The 17,486-nt window shown below is 34.9% G+C and carries 14 protein-coding genes; 1 reads left to right on the top strand and 13 read right to left on the bottom strand.

Annotation, left to right across the window (positions count from 1 at the left end; genetic code table 11):
* Window positions 1–125 precede the first annotated feature (125 nt).
* The 9 genes from PHC28_RS05255 to PHC28_RS05295 form a co-directional block, all read right to left on the bottom strand.
* On the bottom strand, window positions 126–2,033 hold the full coding sequence (locus PHC28_RS05255) for a DUF3857 domain-containing protein (RefSeq protein WP_300096975.1): 1,908 nt from the start codon (window positions 2,031–2,033) through the stop codon (window positions 126–128).
* A 50-nt stretch (window positions 2,034–2,083) separates the two neighbouring features.
* Window positions 2,084–2,536: a D-aminoacyl-tRNA deacylase gene (gene dtd / locus PHC28_RS05260; RefSeq protein ID WP_300096977.1), complete on the bottom strand. Its 453-nt coding sequence runs from the start codon at window positions 2,534–2,536 to the stop codon at window positions 2,084–2,086.
* Window positions 2,537–2,569: 33 nt separating this feature from the next.
* Window positions 2,570–3,547 carry a ribosome small subunit-dependent GTPase A gene (gene rsgA / locus PHC28_RS05265; RefSeq protein ID WP_300096979.1) on the bottom strand — a complete coding sequence of 326 codons (978 nt, stop codon included), beginning with the start codon at window positions 3,545–3,547 and terminating at the stop codon, window positions 2,570–2,572.
* A gap of 236 nt (window positions 3,548–3,783) precedes the next feature.
* Complete coding sequence (locus tag PHC28_RS05270; protein ID WP_300096981.1) at window positions 3,784–4,866, bottom strand: bifunctional 3-deoxy-7-phosphoheptulonate synthase/chorismate mutase type II; 1,083 nt, start codon at window positions 4,864–4,866, stop codon at window positions 3,784–3,786.
* A gap of 74 nt (window positions 4,867–4,940) precedes the next feature.
* Entirely contained in the window at window positions 4,941–5,798 is an 858-nt protein-coding gene (locus tag PHC28_RS05275) for a prephenate dehydrogenase (protein ID WP_300096983.1), read from the bottom strand.
* A gap of 3 nt (window positions 5,799–5,801) precedes the next feature.
* Window positions 5,802–6,947 (bottom strand): aminotransferase class I/II-fold pyridoxal phosphate-dependent enzyme, encoded by a 1,146-nt coding sequence (locus tag PHC28_RS05280; RefSeq protein ID WP_300096985.1) that lies wholly within the window; start codon window positions 6,945–6,947, stop codon window positions 5,802–5,804.
* Entirely contained in the window at window positions 6,944–7,771 is an 828-nt protein-coding gene (locus PHC28_RS05285) for a prephenate dehydratase (protein WP_300096987.1), read from the bottom strand. The genes PHC28_RS05280 and PHC28_RS05285 overlap by 4 nt, the downstream gene beginning before the upstream one ends.
* 370 nt (window positions 7,772–8,141) lie before the next feature.
* Entirely contained in the window at window positions 8,142–9,062 is a 921-nt protein-coding gene (locus PHC28_RS05290; RefSeq protein WP_300096989.1) for a M20/M25/M40 family metallo-hydrolase, read from the bottom strand.
* A gap of 45 nt (window positions 9,063–9,107) precedes the next feature.
* A complete protein-coding gene (locus tag PHC28_RS05295) occupies window positions 9,108–10,361 on the bottom strand; it encodes a dicarboxylate/amino acid:cation symporter (RefSeq protein WP_300096991.1) in 1,254 nt (417 codons plus the stop codon).
* A 214-nt stretch (window positions 10,362–10,575) separates the two neighbouring features.
* Here PHC28_RS05295 and gldA point away from each other — a divergent pair, with 214 nt between their 5' ends.
* Entirely contained in the window at window positions 10,576–11,472 is an 897-nt protein-coding gene (gene gldA, locus PHC28_RS05300; RefSeq protein WP_300096993.1) for a gliding motility-associated ABC transporter ATP-binding subunit GldA, read from the top strand.
* 73 nt (window positions 11,473–11,545) lie between these two features.
* Here the strand turns inward: gldA and metF are convergent, their stop codons facing one another.
* The 4 genes from metF to PHC28_RS05320 form a co-directional block, all read right to left on the bottom strand.
* Window positions 11,546–12,502: a methylenetetrahydrofolate reductase [NAD(P)H] gene (metF, locus tag PHC28_RS05305; RefSeq protein WP_300096995.1), complete on the bottom strand. Its 957-nt coding sequence runs from the start codon at window positions 12,500–12,502 to the stop codon at window positions 11,546–11,548.
* A gap of 78 nt (window positions 12,503–12,580) precedes the next feature.
* Window positions 12,581–15,682: a vitamin B12 dependent-methionine synthase activation domain-containing protein gene (locus PHC28_RS05310; RefSeq protein ID WP_300096997.1), complete on the bottom strand. Its 3,102-nt coding sequence runs from the start codon at window positions 15,680–15,682 to the stop codon at window positions 12,581–12,583.
* Window positions 15,683–15,920: 238 nt separating this feature from the next.
* Complete coding sequence (locus tag PHC28_RS05315; protein WP_300096999.1) at window positions 15,921–16,745, bottom strand: Bro-N domain-containing protein; 825 nt, start codon at window positions 16,743–16,745, stop codon at window positions 15,921–15,923.
* A gap of 1 nt (window position 16,746) precedes the next feature.
* Window positions 16,747–17,394 carry a DUF1016 N-terminal domain-containing protein gene (locus tag PHC28_RS05320; RefSeq protein WP_300097001.1) on the bottom strand — a complete coding sequence of 216 codons (648 nt, stop codon included), beginning with the start codon at window positions 17,392–17,394 and terminating at the stop codon, window positions 16,747–16,749.
* Window positions 17,395–17,486 lie beyond the last annotated feature (92 nt).

Here is a 17,486-nt window from a genome sequence, read left to right on the forward strand (position 1 = left end):
TGGATGTTCTTTTTCCTCTAATTCCGCTATAGTTACTTTCCCTAATTTGAATTCCTGAGCATTGGTGATTGAAAATGATAAAAAGGCAAATACGATGACTAGTGATTTTTTGAAAAGCATATTTATTAGATTTTGGTTAAAATGATTTTGGCATTGTCGTTTCTCGAAACTTGCTCCATAAAAAGTCTAAATTCATCATATTCACTCTTCTCATAAAGCCCTTTTTTTATAAAAAATGTACGTTTATAAATTAAGTTTTGATCGTCTTTTTTGATAATTTCGGTTTTGTATTCCCCAAATTTACTGTTCAATTCAAAATTTTGTGGCATTGACTCAATCGTAAAACCTGCAGGCAAACTAATTGCGATTTCATCCGAATCATTAGTTCCTCTCTCGATTTCAAAAGGTGTTTTTCGGTTTCTGATTCGCTTTATACTTCCTGTGTATTGGTTAAAAGCATTGACGACAAAAATCATTTTATTTCCAGAATTTTTTCCGTAATTATCGGCTGAAATTTCTAAATTTTCGGTGAAACTTATTTTTTCTTTGTCATTAGAAAATGCTGTTTTGTTTATTTTTAAATTACTGATATTGTCCCAAAAATTCTTATAATACGCTTCTTTATCCGTAGGTTGCATTTTTTCTACTCTTACTTTTCGTGCATATTGTGAACCTTCTGAAACCATTGCAATTGTACCTGTAAAATTACCATTTTCATCTAATGAATAACTGCCTTTGTCTACTTGAGTATTGCCTTTGTCGGGATAGATTTTGGTCCTCACAATTTCACCACCATCAGGTTTTATGATTAAAACATTCCTATCATCAGTAAAAGTTCCTTGATAACCAAAGGGATCATCTTGACTGGTACATTCTAGAAAAACAGTATTTTCTCCGTTCGGAATCGACAAAATCATATGGTTTCCTTGCATCGAAACAAAGTCAGACTGAATATCACGTTTTTCTCTGCCTCCATATAAAAGCGTGTTATATGACGGAACATCTACTGAATTTAGTAAGGCTTTCGTATAATTTGTCAAGGCTTTACAGTCGCCATAACCCAAACGGTCAACATCATTAGCATACATTGGTTTCCAACCTCCAATTCCAACTTGAATGCTAACATATCTTGACTTTTCCTGCATATAGTTATAAATCAACTTTGCTTTCTTAATTGGGTCTTTTTCATCACCTACCAAAGCTTTCATTTTTGCCTTAGTTTCATCAGATAATTCAATGGTTCCGTTCAAAATTTTATCTAAATACCACTGCCCATATTCTTTCCAAGTTTTCGCATTTCCATCAACTCCTTCGAGATGAAAAAGTTCTAATCCCATCATTACTCTTGGAAAAACATCGGTAAAAGACGGACTGTAATCCTCCTCTTTTTGAGCTGGAATATTAGTTGCTGTGTATGAAAGTTGTGTTGGAGATTCAACCGTTTTTTTAATTTGGAAATTGGAAAAATTGGATTCCATTTTCTTAAAACCAAGATTAGCTGGATAATTCACGTTCAAAACGCTTTTTTCTATACTTAAAAGATAATTATCTAGTGGAAACCATTGCGGAATAAAAGCCGTTGTAGATGTTTCGACTTCACTTTCATAAACAATCGTAAAAGGATATTGTGTTGGTGTATAATTGAGATAAATCAATCTGTTGTCCGAAAAAAGAGTTACACCATCAAGCGCACATTGATCCCGAAAATCTTTTCTCTTGACTTTTTTTATTTCATTTCCAAAACCATCAAAAACGGTTGCATCGATACTTCTAACGGAAGTTTGCTTGTCATAATGTTCGATGGCATCAATACTGCCAAGTCCTTTTTCGTTCAAGATAGTAACTACTCTTTTCTCTTTGATATTCATATTTCTTTGAGAAGAAATTACAATATCAATTTGATTTAAACGCACTACTGCATTGGCATTTTGCTTTAAACTGTCTGGAATAAGTAAGGTAGAATATTCTGTTTTTTGAGCAGAAAGGAGTGTTGTGAAAAATAAAAAAACAAGACAACCATATTTGAATTTCATAGAAAAATTTTTAGAGCAGAAATGTAAGAATATTTCCGAATAAAAAAAAGTTAATTTCTATTTTTAGAATCAATTAAAATTGTCACAGGTCCATCGTTGAGCAAAGCTACTTTCATATCGGCACCAAATACGCCTGTTTGAACTTTCTTGCCCAATTCAGTTTCCAGTTTTTTTAGAAAATTCTCGTAAAGCGGAATAGCAATTTCGGGTTTTGCCGCTTTGATGTAAGACGGGCGGTTGCCTTTTTTGGTCGAGGCGTGAAGGGTAAATTGAGAAACAACAATTATGTCACCGTCAATGTCTTTTACAGAAAGATTCATCACCTCATTTTCATCTCCAAAAATGCGAAGATTTGCGATTTTTTGACAAAGCCAATTAATGTCTTCTTGCGAATCGGCATCTTCAATTCCTAGCAATACCAATAATCCGTTTTGAATTTCAGCCACGATTTTAGAATCGATAGTTACCGATGCCTGAGAAACTCTTTGGATTACTACCCTCATTTTTGGCTAATTTACTCTTGGCTTTTGCCTAAATTATTTTCTCGTTTCATCACTTGCCTTTCGATCTTCGTCAAAGGAATCGGTGCGGTAATTTTCATCGTCACCTTCTAGTATTTTAAGATAACTATTATAGCGTGACCAAGCGATTTCATCTTTTTCCAATGCTGCTTTGATGGCACAATGAGGCTCGTCTTTGTGTAAGCAATTGTTGAATTTGCATTGATCCTTCAACTTGAAAAACTCTGGAAAATAACCGCTGATTTCTTCTTTTTCCATGTCAACAATCCCAAAACCTTTTATTCCTGGTGTGTCAATTATTTGAGCATCAAAACTCAAATCATACATTTCGGCAAAAGTTGTTGTGTGCTGTCCTTGTTTGCTTGCTTCAGAAATTGTCTTTGTTTTTAAATCTAAAGAAGGTTCTAAAGCGTTGACCAAAGTTGATTTACCAACACCTGAATGCCCAGAAAACATACTCACTTTGCCAATCATCATTTCCTTCAGCTTGTCGATTCCATTGCTTTCTTTAGCAGAAATACGAAGACATTTGTATCCAATACTTTCGTAAATATGTTGCAAATACAATTGCTCGTCCAAAGTTGAATCATCAAAAGTATCTATTTTATTGAAAACCAAAACAGTTTCTATCCCGTAGGCTTCGGCAGTTACCAGAAAACGATCTATAAAATTGGGAGTTGTTGGCGGATTATTGATGGTTATCAAAAGAAAAACGCGATCAATATTCGACGCAATAATGTGCATTTGATGCGACAAATTCACTGATTTTCGGACGATATAATTCTTTCTGTCGTGAATTTTATGAATGGTTCCCGTAACGGTATCCGAAGTTTCTTCGAGTTCATAATCTACGATATCTCCTACTGCGATTGGGTTGGTACTTTTAATTCCTTTCATACGGAATTTCCCTTTCATACGGCATTCGATAAAATCTCCTTGCTCGGATTTTACGGTGTACCAACTTCCTGTAGATTTATAAACGGTCCCTGTCATAGAGGATTTTTGATTTCTGATTAACGATTTTAGATTTCTGATTTTCAATCGAAATCTTTGCAAAGATAAAACTTTGTTTCAGGTTTGCTTCGCCTATTCGCATTTTATGCTTGGGTCAAATTTAAAGTTTTTGAAAATCCTATAAAAGCAAAATCCCAAAACTATAAGCCTTGGGATCTTATTAAATTCTAAATTTTTCGACTCTCGAAATCTGAAATCTGAAATCTGAAATCTTTTTACGCATTCAATATTCTTTCTTGGTGCTCGATACTTTCTTGGTGAATATCTTTGAATAATTTAACGATAAAGTCTTCTGTCAATCCTTTTTTAGCTCCTTCGGCAATCATTTTTTCTTGGATTTCATTCCAACGATTACTTTGCAAAACAGCCACATTATTATCTTTTTTCACTTGACCAATTTCGTCAGCCACTTTCATACGTTTTCCTAACAAATCCAATAAGTTAGCATCCAAAACATCGATGTTTGCTCTTAATTTGGTCATTTTAGTATTAAAATCAGCAGTGTCACCACTCACTTTACGTATTTTTAAATCTTTGAAAATTTGAAGCAAAGCTTCAGGAGTCACTTGTTGAGCAGCATCGCTCCAGGCATTTTCTGGATCATTGTGCGTTTCGATAATCATACCATCATAATTCAAATCCAAAGCTTCTTGAGTCACTTCAAGAATCATATCACGGTTTCCTGTAATGTGAGATGGATCGATAATCAAAGGTAAATCAGGGAATTTATTTTGCAATTCGATAGCAATTTGCCATTCTGGAATGTTTCTGTATTTTGTTTTTTCGTAAGTAGAAAAACCTCTGTGAATTACTCCTAAATTCTTGATTCCAGCAGCATATAAACGCTCTACTCCTCCTAACCATAAAGCCATATCTGGATTTACAGGATTTTTAATCAAAACGATTTTATCTGTTCCTTTTAAAGTATCAGCAATTTCTTGAACCGCAAATGGATTTGCAGTTGTACGAGCTCCAACCCATAAAACATCGATGTCATTTTCTAAAGCTAATTTACAGTGTGCAGCTGTCGCAACCTCAGTTCCCATTAACAATCCTGTTTCAGCTTTTGCTTTTTTCAACCATTTCAAACCGATTTCACCAACACCTTCAAATCCTCCTGGACGAGTTCTTGGTTTCCAGATTCCAGCTCTAAAAACGCTTACATCCGAATCTTTTAATGCGTGAGCAATTTTCAAAACTTGTTCTTCTGTTTCAGCACTACAAGGTCCTGCTATCACAAATGGATGAGTCAAATTGAATTCGTTCAACCAATTTCTCATTTCTTTCTTGTTTTCCATCTTTTCTAATTATTTATTTTTTTATTGAATTATTATTTTATTGTTTTTCTTTCTAACTGCAAACTGAATACCGTTTACTTTTTAACATTCATTCCGTTTAATATTTCTTTAATTTTATTCACACTTTGCATTTCATTGAAAATGGCATCATAATCTTCGTTTTCCAATAACTCTTTGAACTTTGACAAATTAGAAATATATTCTTCCAATGTTTTTACAACTTCTTTATTATTTTGTTTGAAAATAGGCGTCCACATTGCCGGTGAACTTTTCGCTAAACGCACCGTACTTTCAAATCCCGAACCCGCCATATCAAAAATATCCTGCTCGTCTTTTTCTTTGTTTATCACCGTTTTCCCCAACATAAACGAACTAATATGGGATAAATGTGATACATAAGCAATGTGCTTGTCGTGTGATTTTGGATCCATATATCGGATTCTCATTCCCATACTCTTAAACAAATCCAAGGCTTTTTCCTGTAATTTAAAAGTGGTTTTTTCTACCTCACAAATGATATTCGTTTTCCCTTGAAATAATCCTTTTATTGCTGCCGAAGGTCCAGAAAACTCCGTTCCAGCAATAGGATGTGCTGCAATAAAATTTCTTCTTTTAGGATGATTTATTACTGCCTCACAAATAGGTGTTTTGGTAGAACCAACATCAAAAACAGTGGCACTATCCGGAATTATATCCAAAACTTTTGGCAAAAATAAAAGTGCCACATCAACAGGAACCGAAAGGATTACATAATCAGCGTCGGTCAAGTCTTCAAAAACCGCAACTCCGTCAATAATCCCAAGATTCATTGCCTCTTTCAAATGATTTTCGTTACTATCAATACCATAAATTTTGGCATTTTCATAAAAATCTTTAGCTCCTAACGCTAACGAACCTCCTATTAATCCTGTTCCTATTACGTATATTTTCATCTGTTAAAATCTATCAATTGCTTCTTGAACTTTTTCCTCTTTTACACATAATGCAAACCGAATATACCCTTCTCCATTGCTTCCAAAAATTGTCCCTGGGGTTATGAATATTGATTTCTCATATAATATTTTATCAATAAAATCTTCAGCCGATGTGATTCCGTCCGGTAATTTTGCCCAAACAAATAATCCAACTCCTTCTTTATATACTTTACAACCTAATTTCTCGGCTAATTTTTCAGTAAGAATTCTTCTTTTTTTATAAATTACATTCATCGAATCAAACCAAGATTTGTCGCTTTTCAAAGCGGCAATTGCTCCTTTTTGAATTCCGAAAAACATTCCACTGTCCATATTACTTTTTACTTTCAAAATTGCATCAATACAAGCTGCATTTCCTAAAACCATCCCAACTCGCCAACCTGCCATATTGAATGTTTTTGAAAGTGAATTCAGCTCCAATGCTACTTCTTTTGCGCCTTCAACCTGCAACAAACTCATTGGTTTATCATTCAAAACAAAACTATACGGATTGTCATTAATCAACAATATGTTCTGTTTTTTGGCGAAAGCCACTAACTTTTCGAACAATGCCAAACTTCCTCTCGCGCCTGTTGGCATATGCGGATAACCCATCCACATAATTTTCACTTTCGATAAATCTAATTTTTCTAAAGCTTCAAAATCAGGTTCCCAATTATTAGCTTCTTTCAAATCATAATAAACCGGAACAGCTCCCACTAAATTTGTCACCGAAGTATAAGTTGGATAACCTGGATTTGGAATCAAAACTTGGTCTCCTTCATTCAAAAAAGCCAATGAAATATGCATAATTCCTTCTTTAGAACCCATCAAAGGCAAAATTTCCGTATTTGGATTCAAGGTAACACCAAAATTATTTTGATAGAAATCAGCCATTCCTTTTCTCAATTCTGGCAAACCTTGGTAGCTTTGATATTGATGTGCATTTTCTTCCTGCATTGCCAAAGAAACTGTATCAATAACCGCTTGTGATGGACGCAAATCTGGGCTTCCAATTCCCATATTGATAATAGGTTTTCCTTCAGAAGCCAATTGTCTAACTTCTCTCAGTTTTGAGGAGAAATAGTATTCTTCAACAATGTCTAAACGTTTTGCTGTTTGTATCACGGTTTTGTATTTTTATATTCGCCTAATACTTTGAAGTATTCTGCCATAATTTCCATTAATGATTTTGCTTTTGCGTAATCCTCATATTTTTCGAAAGTAACATCGACGAAAAATGAATATTTCCAAGGCGTTTCTATTTTTGGCAAGGATTGAATTTTGGTTAAATTCAACTTGCAATCGCTCATTACATTAAGAACAGCAGCCAAACTTCCACGTTTGTGATCTAATTCGAATTTTATGGAAGCTCTGTTTATTTCCGTTTTATCTACAAATGAATCCACTTTGTTAATAATAACGAAACGAGTCATATTGTTGTTAATCGTTTGGATTTCGGGTGCCAAAATTTCTAAATCATACATTTCAGAAGCTGCCTTACTTGCAATTGCTGCAATTCCTGTCAATTGTTTTTCGTGAATTCTTCGAGCCGTTTCGGCAGTGTCTTTGTCCTCTACAATTTTTATATGCGGATATTTTTTTAAAAACTCCATACATTGCAATAAGGCAATTGGATGCGAATGCACTTCCTGAATATCCTCGATTTTTTGACCTTTCAAAGCCATCAAATTTTGATGAATACTTAAATAATGTTCGCCAATAATGTGCAAATTGTTTTTGTCAATTAAGGCATAATTCGGGATAATTGGACCTGCAATCGAGTTTTCAATTGCCATAACTGCCTCATCCGATTTTCCAGACATTAAACTATCTACCAATTCTTCAAATGACAAACACTCATCTACAACCACATCGTAATTGTAATATTCTTTTGCCACCTGATGGTGAAAAGATCCTTTTATACCTTGAATTGCAATTGTTGCGCTCATAAATACTCAAAAAAAAATCCTGATTTTCATCAGGATTGTATATTAGTTTTATTTGTTTCTTATTTTTCAAATAACCATAGACAATCCTTACTTCCTAAAGAAGAAATAATAAGTATTGCTAAAATAAAAATGGTTATTAGACATTTTGTTTCGGATTTTGTTAAAAATTCTCTGCGAATGTATAAATAATTTTCTGCCAACCAAAAAAAAAGACAAATTTTATTGAACAAAAAAAGAATTCTCGATAAAACTCGACTTTAATTGTGTAATATTCAAAAAATAACTACCAAAATTTACATTTAAGCAACTGCTTTTGAACCCTTTCTAAACTAAAAAATTATTTATTTCAATGACTTTAATTTGCATTGAACTATTTCACTCTTGAAGGCGTATCCTCTCCATTTATAATAGTTTGTGAACTGATGGCGATGGATTTCACAATTTCGGTCATATTATCTAAATCTAAAGTTGAAACCTCATCACTTAATTGATGATAATTAGGCTCTGAATCCATTTTTGAAGTAGAAATAGTATGAGCTGGAACACCTAAAGCGGCCAACCTTGCATTATCTGAGCGATAAAAAAGCTGCTCTTGCGGATAAGGATCAGGATTGAAATTAAAATTAGAGCCTTGAAGATTTTTCTGCAAAATTGTTCCAAAATCAGATTTCTCAAAACCAGTTATGTAAGCTGAATTTTTGCCCCATTTACTTTCAGTTCCAATCATTTCAATATTAAACATTGCCACAACTTTTTTTGAATCTATGTTCTCTGAAAAAAACTTGGAGCCAAAACCTCCAACCTCTTCTCCTGTAAAAGCTACAAAAATAATTGTCCTTTCATTTTGATTTAATTCTTTAAAATATTTTGCCAAAGCTATAACGGCAGTTGTTCCTGAAGCATCATCATTTGCTCCATTAAAAACCTTGTCTTCTCCACTTTTCTTTAAACCCAAATGATCATAATGCGCTGAAAAAACGACAAATTCCTCTGGTTTAGATTTACCAGTAAGGATGCCAATTACATTATTTGCTGCCTTTCCTTTTGTAATAAATTCTTGTCGGTAATTAGTTAAATCTTTATAATTAGAAAGCCCTATTTTTTGAAATTCATTTTCAATAAATACAGAAGCCGAGTCAATTCCAGGTGTAAAAATAGCTCGACCTTCCATTTTATCTGAAGCTAATTCAGTTTCAATTCGTATAATTTCTTGCTTTTGAATAGTTGGTTTTTCTTGAGCCTGAACAAAAAAGCTAATAAAAGATGCTAGAATAAAGATTGTTTTTTTCATAAATAAATTTGAATTGAATAATTTGAAACTTTTATTTCTAAATTGTTACGAAGTAAGGGCATCCGAAAGCCATTTCTTCCCTTCGGAAATCCGAGCGACCATCATTGCAGAAACTAAATCACCGTTAGCATTCAACAAAGTCGCCATTGGATCAACCAAAGTTCCAACAATCATCGCTGCTGGCAAAGCTTGCTCCATAGGTAAACCATAAACAGTAATCGCTAAAACTTCACCAATATAACCACCATTTGGAATTCCACCTTCAACCACCGAAACAATTACAGTGATTCCCAAAGCCAAAAGTAATGTACTTGGTTCGGTAAAATCTTTGCCAAACATCATAAAAAGAACCGCAATTTTTATAATTGATGCAGTTGCAGAACCATCTTTGTGCAAGGGTGCCCCAAGCGGAATAACAATATTACTTATATAACCCGGAATTCTCATTCCCTTGGCAGCTTCCAAATTTGCTGGAATTGTGGCAATACTGCTACATGTCCCCAACGCTGTTAATGATGGAGCAATATTGTTCTTCCAGAAAATTGTAAGTCCCAATTTTCCTCCTGCCATAAAAGCATACAAACTAAAAAATATCACAAAGTAAAAAGTACAAACCGCATAATAAAGCGCTAAAGGTTTAGCATAAGTTCCAAATAATTGCGGTCCAAAAATTCCAACTTGATAGGCAAAATAAGCACCCAAACCTATTGGAGCTGCTTTCATAATGATATGCAATAATTGCTTCATCACTTCATCTCCAGATTGAAGGAAATTTTTAAAATTCTGTCCTTTTTCATTAGATTGTAAAGTGGCAAATCCTACTAAAAAAGAAAATAAAATCAAAGCAAGCATACTTTTCCTTGACAACAATTCAGAGAAATCATTTACGGTAAGCAATTGGGTTATTTGTGAACCAACGTTATTTTCTTTAATGGTTTCCAAAGGAATTTTAGAAATAATAATGTCTTGATGAATTGGAAAAAGCAAAACGCCAAGAATCATTATAACTGTAGAAATAAGAACGGTACCCAAAAAAACACCAATCATTATACTGAATAATTTTCCTAGTTGTTCGGTTTTTTCTAAAGTGGCAATCGAGGACGAAATCGTAAAGAAAATCAGTGGAATAATTGCGGTAAATAATAAATTTAAAAAAATATCTCCCAGTGGTTTTATTACTTCAACTCCTTTTCCAAAAACCAAACCTAAAATACTCCCTGCCAGAATTCCTCCCAAAAGCAATAAAATACTGCTGTAGTTTTTTAAAAAACTACCCGATGATGTGTTTTGTACCGCCATTATTTATAAAGTTTTCGTAAATATATAAATCTAAATGACTGTCTGTAACTAATCACAACAAATATTTTTTTCCAAAGATTTCACAGATTTACACAGATTAAAAAAACGTGAACTAAGATGAGTTTAAAAAATCGATGAAAATCCTTTAAATCTGTGGCAAAAGAAATAATAATTCAAAGATTTTTCTGTTTACTTTTGCAACAAACAAAAAGTAATGTCAATAGAAGTAAATAACATATCGAAAAGTTACGGTGCCCAAAAAGCGTTGGACAACATTTCGTTTGCTGTCAAAAAAGGAGAAATCGTGGGTTTTCTGGGTCCAAATGGCGCTGGAAAATCTACTTTGATGAAAATATTGACCACTTATATTGACGCCGATGAAGGTTCTGCTGTGGTAAATGAATTTGATGTTACTAGCCAAGCCAAAGCTGTTCAACAATCAATTGGCTATTTGCCAGAACACAATCCGTTGTATTTAGATTTATATGTTCGGGAATATTTAGCTTTCAATGCTGATGTATATAAAGTGGCCAAATCCCGAATTGAAGAAGTAATTCAATTGACTGGCTTAATTACCGAAAGTCACAAAAAAATAGGACAATTATCTAAAGGTTTTCGTCAGCGTGTGGGACTTGCCAATGCCTTATTGCACAATCCCGATGTTTTGATTCTCGACGAACCAACCACAGGCTTAGACCCAAACCAATTAGTCGAAATTAGAAACGTGATTAAAAACGTGGGGAAAGACAAAACTGTTTTCCTATCCACACATATTATGCAAGAAGTCGAAGCGATTTGCGACCGAGTAATCATCATTGACAAAGGGAAAATTGTCGCTGACAAAAAACTGGACAACTTAATTTCTTCAGAGACAGCACAAATAATTGAAGTGGAATTTGACTATAAAGTCGAAGAACAATTGATTGCCAAAATCGAGAATCTCACTTCTTATAAGAATACGCACGATATGATTTGGGAATTGACTTTCAACGCCGATAAAGATATGCGTCCCGCAGTTTTTGATTTTGCCAACGCCAATGGTTTGAAAACCTTGCAACTAAATCAGAAGAATAAGAATTTGGAAGCAGTTTTTAGGGAAATTACGAAGTAGTTACGATAAAAAAAGACCTAACAGGTTTTAAAAAGCCCTGTTAAGTCTGATTGAAAAAGAATTGATTTTTATCCTAAAAAACCTTACTCGCTATTTGTCTAATATTTTCAGATTTTCCCATAGAATAATAATGCAAAACAGGAACACCGGCAGCTTTCAATTCTAATGATTGTTGAATTGCCCATTCCACACCCACTTGTCTAATGTCGGCTGGAGATTTGCATTTTTCCACTGCGTTTATCAAATCTTCCGGCAAGTCAATTCGGAAAATTTGTGGTAAAATTTGCAAATGTCTTTGCACCGCAATAGGTTTTATTCCAGGAATAATGGGGACTGTGATTCCTATTTCTCTGGCTTTTTTTACAAATTCGAAATATTTTGCATTGTCAAAAAACATTTGTGTAACCACATAATCTGCACCAGCATCTACTTTTTCTTTTAATCTTTTTAAATCCGAAATCAAGGATGGAGATTCTAAATGTTTCTCAGGATAACCGGCAACTCCAATACAAAAATCAGCCTTGTTGTCGATGTCCATAAATTCGTGCAAATACTGTCCTCCATTTAATTGATTAATTTGAGTCACTAATTCAACAGCATAATTATTTCCTCCCACTTTTGGCACAAAAGACTGCTCGTCTTTCATCGAATCACCACGAAGCGCCATTATATTATTAATTTCCAAATAATGACAATCCACAAGCATATACTCAGTTTCTTCTCTTGTAAAACCTCCACAAAGCAAGTGTGGCACGGTATCTACTTGGTATTTATGTTTTATAGAAGCGCAAATTCCCAAGGTTCCCGGACGCATTCTAGTCAATTTTTTGTCTAATAATCCGTTGCCTTTATCCACATAAATATACTCTTCACGCGAAGTTGTTACGTCAATAAAAGGTGGTTTAAACTCCATCAACGGATCAATATTATCGTATAATTCCTGAATACTTTTCCCTTTTTGCGGCGGAACAATTTCAAAAGAAAATAAAGTTTCTCCTTTTGCCTTTTCTATATGTTGTGTTACTTTCATTTTATTTGTTTCAAGTTTCAAGTTTAAGGTTTCAAGTTATCACAAGCAACTTGAAACCTTAAACTTGAAACAAATTTTTTAATCTGCTATATTAGGACTCAACCATTTTGTAGCCTTATCTGTTGAAATGCTTCTACGTTTGGCGTAATCAATGACTTGGTCTTCTTTTATTTTCCCAAGTCCAAAATACTTACTTTCTGGATTTCCAAAATAATATCCAGAAACCGATGAGGCTGGCCACATTGCCATACTTTCGGTCAAAGTTACTCCAATTTCTTGTTCTACATTTAGCAATTTCCAAATCGTTGGTTTTTCTAAATGGTCGGGACAAGCAGGATAGCCTGGTGCTGGACGAATTCCTTTGTATTCTTCGGCAATCATTTCATCGCTTGTCAAAGTTTCATCTTTTGAATATCCCCAAATTTCTTTACGGATTTTTTCGTGAAGGTATTCGGCGAAAGCCTCAGCAAAACGATCCGCCAATGCTTTTACCATTATCGAATTGTAATCGTCTAAATTAGCTCGGTATTCATCAGCCCATTCATCAACTCCAAAACCGGTAGTCACACAAAAAGCTCCCATATAATCCGTTTTTCCGCTATCTTTTGGCACAATAAAATCCGCCAAAGCGATGTTTGGCGCACCTTTAGTTTTTTGCGCTTGCTGACGCAAAGTCAAGAAGAGCCCCCTAACCCCCGAAGGGGGAACCACCACCTTTGCCGATAATTCTTTGCTAATACTCTCGATTGTTTCAAATAAATTATTCAAAACTTGCTGATTTGTATATCTTACAACTTTAAAACCCTTTGATTCCAACCAAATAGTCCTCGCTTTATCGTGTTCAATTTGTTCGGGCAAGCTATGAATAATACCATCTACTTCAATAACTAACTTTTTTTCTAAACAAACAAAATCAACTATATATTCTCCTATTATGTGTTGTCTTCTAAATTTAAACCCTTCAATCCCTTTGTTAGACAAAACATTCCATAGCATTTTTTCGGCCTCTGTTGATTTGTTTCTCATTTCTTTAGCCCGTTCTTTTAAAACATCATACAAAATAGGGCTTGCTGTTTCCCAAGTCTGTTTTTCTGCTATTTGGGTAGCACCCCCTTCGGGGGCGGGGGGGGCTTCATATATTTCTATATCATCATCATTGATTTGATTTGCAGGGAAAATTCCGTAAATCCCTTTGGCTTGTAATTTCTTTTCTTTCAAAATCACTTGCAACATTTCCTGCGCATCGGCAAAAACAGAAGTCGCTTGTTCACCTACAACCTCATCAGTTAAAATCGCAGGATATTTTCCGAACAATTCCCAAGTTCTAAAAAACGGAGTCCAGTCAATATACGGAACCAAAACATCCAAATCGACTTCGATAGTTTTTGTTCCAATAAAATTCGGTTTCATCGGATTGTAATTTTCCCAATCCAATTTTAATTTATTTTTACGAGCATCTTCAATCGTTAAGAAATTTTTATCCCTTGAACGGTTCAAAAACGTTTCTCTAAAAGCATCATATTCGGCTCGAATATCGCTTGCATAAATTTTCCTGTTATGATCCAATAAATTACCAGCAACCGTAACTGCTCTCGAAGCATCGTTTACGTGAATTACAGTTTCTCTATATTGAGGCGCAATTTTCACGGCAGTGTGAGCTCTTGAAGTAGTTGCTCCACCAATCATTATCGGAATTTTTACGTTTTGCTTGTCTAATTCCTTAGCCAAATAAACCATTTCGTCTAAGGATGGCGTAATCAATCCACTCAAACCAATAATATCGACATTGTGTTCTATTGCGGCAGCAATAATTTTCTCTGGAGCAACCATTACGCCAAGATCAATGATTTCGTAATTGTTGCAAGCCAAAACCACCGAAACGATGTTTTTTCCAATGTCGTGAACATCTCCTTTTACGGTTGCCATTAAAATGCGACCAGCGCTCGACGAAGTCGAGCCATCTTTCTCTAATTCGATGAAAGGCAACAAATAAGCAACTGCTTTTTTCATTACTCGTGCCGATTTTACAACTTGCGGCAAAAACATTTTTCCCGAACCAAACAAATCTCCAACGACATTCATTCCCGTCATTAGGTTGATTTCGATAACTTCAATTGGCTTTTCGGCTGCAAGTCTCGCTTCTTCAATGTCCAATTCTATAAATTCATCAACTCCTCTTACCAAGGAATGTGTTAATCGTTCTTGAATTGTTCCCGAACGCCATTCCTGAACTGCTTTTTCATTGACTTTGACATCTCCTTTTACATTTTCGGCGAAGTCTAATAATCGTTCTGTGGCATCTTCTCTTCGGTTCAATAAAACATCTTCAACGTGTTCCAAAAGATCTTTTGGAATCTCGTCATATATAGACAACATTTCAGGATTTACAATTCCCATTGTCATTCCGTTTTTGATGGCGTGATACAAGAAAGCCGAATGCATCGCTTCACGAACCGTGTCATTTCCACGAAACGAAAACGAAACATTACTCACACCTCCGGAAACGTGTGCATAAGGTAGATTTTCTTTAATCCATTTAGTGGCTCGGAAGAAATCTAAAGCATTCAATTTATGTTCGTCCATTCCTGTTGCAACAGGGAAAATATTAGGGTCGAATATGATGTCTTCGGCTGGAAAACCAACCACATCTACCAAAATATCATAGGAACGTTTGCAAATTCCGATACGCCTTTCGTAATTATCGGCTTGTCCTTTTTCATCGAAAGCCATAACAATTACAGCAGCACCGTATCGCTTTACTAATTTAGCGTGATGAATAAATCGTTCTTCTCCTTCTTTCAAAGAAATCGAATTGACTACACTTTTACCTTGGGCAACTTTCAAACCGGCTTCGATAATTTCCCATTTCGAACTGTCAATCATCAAGGGAACACGAGAAATATCCGGCTCCGAAGCGATTAAATTCAAGAAAGTAGTCATTGCATAAACGCCGTCGAGCATTCCTTCATCCATATTAATATCAATGATTTGTGCGCCACCTTCTACTTGGTCACGAGCCACAGCAAGTGCTTCGGCGTATTTTTCTTCTTTTATAAGACGCAAAAATTTTCGGGAACCAGTTACATTCGTTCTTTCACCAACGTTTACGAAGTTAGTTTCTGGCGTAATGATTAAGGGTTCAAGACCTGATAATTTTAAATATTTATTTGTTTTTGACATATTTTATTTATTTGCCACGAAGGCAGAAAGTTTTTTTTAGCCACAGATTTTCTTTATTTCTGCTAGCACAATGTCATTGAGTTAAGCTATAAATGCTCTTGTTTTGTCATTCCGAGGAACGAGGAATCTCATTAGTTGCTCACGTTATGTGATTTCTCCCGTTGGTCGAAATGACAAAGAAATTCTTAACTTAATAACACTGTGCTATCGGCGTGAAATCTATATTTAATTTTAAATTCTATTCCAAAAGTTTTTTTGCACTAATGGGACTAACTATTTTTTTACCGATTTTTTCTTCAATTTCTTTGCGTGTATTTCCTGCAATTGTTCCGCCTTGATTGGCAATTTTCTTGTTTTGCTGAAATGCTTTCGGTTTTTTTTCTTTGCTAATTTCTGTTGTCGTAGCTTCGGCTAGCATATTTAGAACCAATTCTAGATTGGTCATATTATCCCGAAGATTTTCCTTTTTTAAATCCTTCAAGTTTTTATATTCCTTAACCGAAAGTCCGCTCCAAGCCTTGGTTATTTCATCTGTAAGAATTGCAAACTCTTGTCCTTTTTTAACGCCTCGTATTTCCCATTCGTCCGTAAGGTCTTTACGAACTTCTATACTTTTTAGGCGTTGGTTGACCCATTCTTTCGAATAGCCTTTCTTGAGATAGGTTCCCATCAATCGGTCGATTCCTTTTTCGGGGTCGGCAATTTCGTCTAGTCTTTCGCTTCCTACTTTGGCTAACCAAAGTTTAAAAGGTTCCGCATTTGGCGATGGTACCGATTGGATTAATCTAAAAAGTTGCTCGGTATCAGCGACATCAGTCATTCTCATTTTGCCGTCTTCAGCAACAAGTTTCAACCGGTTACAGTTTGTAACCGTTTCATTTCCTTCTTTCAAAAGACGGCTTTTAAGTACTTTCCAATAGTTCCTTGCTCCTTGATGGTCTGCTTGATTAGACAATATAGCCATAACATCCACAATAGAAAAATACCATTGCTCCTCGTCATCATTCCATACAGAACGTACTTGCTTTTGCTCGAATAGTTTTAATGCGGTTTCTTTGGTCATTTTATAATTGTTTTTTTTCTTTTGTTTGTGGGCACGGATTGCAAATCCGCGCTATCGGGTGTTTTAAAGTCGTGTTATTCCAAAATTCAGTTGCAGTTTTTTGAATATAAAATATACGTTCTTCTATGTTTTCGGTATTATTCAATATCGCAATATGATGTGTAAAACCATTCTTTAGAAAAAGACCTAAAAACTCATTTTGTAATTCGTCAGTTGGCAACTGACGAATTACAAAATCATCATTCAAATCGCCAGTTACCAACTGACGATTTAAGTTATTCAATTCGGCAGTTGGCAACTGCCGACTTAACTCTTCTTCCGAAAAATAAAAAAGAGGTTCTTTTTCGTCTATCAAAAAAGGTTGCATAAATTCCCATCCTTCATAAAAAAGACGCATATTCTTTATATTCGTTGCCGAAAAACCTCTTAATCCGTGAAGCTCTTGCTGCAACAAACTCGAAATACTGTCAATAGCTCCTTTTCCCCAATTTTTGTTTCGGCTATGAAACGATACATATTGACCAATGCCAAAATACAACTTGAGTAATTCCTTATTTGCAAGCGCTGCAGCTTCGTAACGACTTCGTAAAATCGCCGTTTTTATTTGCTGGACAGCCTGTAAATAATTATTTCCTCCTTGTATTTCCATACTTTTTTAATTTTCAACGGAATAAATTCCGGTGCATTTTACATCTTCATCCACCGGATTAAAATCCGTTGCTACAAAATGCGTCGTTCCTA

The organism is Flavobacterium sp., from assembly GCF_028712645.1.
In the GTDB taxonomy this organism is placed as follows: domain Bacteria; phylum Bacteroidota; class Bacteroidia; order Flavobacteriales; family Flavobacteriaceae; genus Flavobacterium.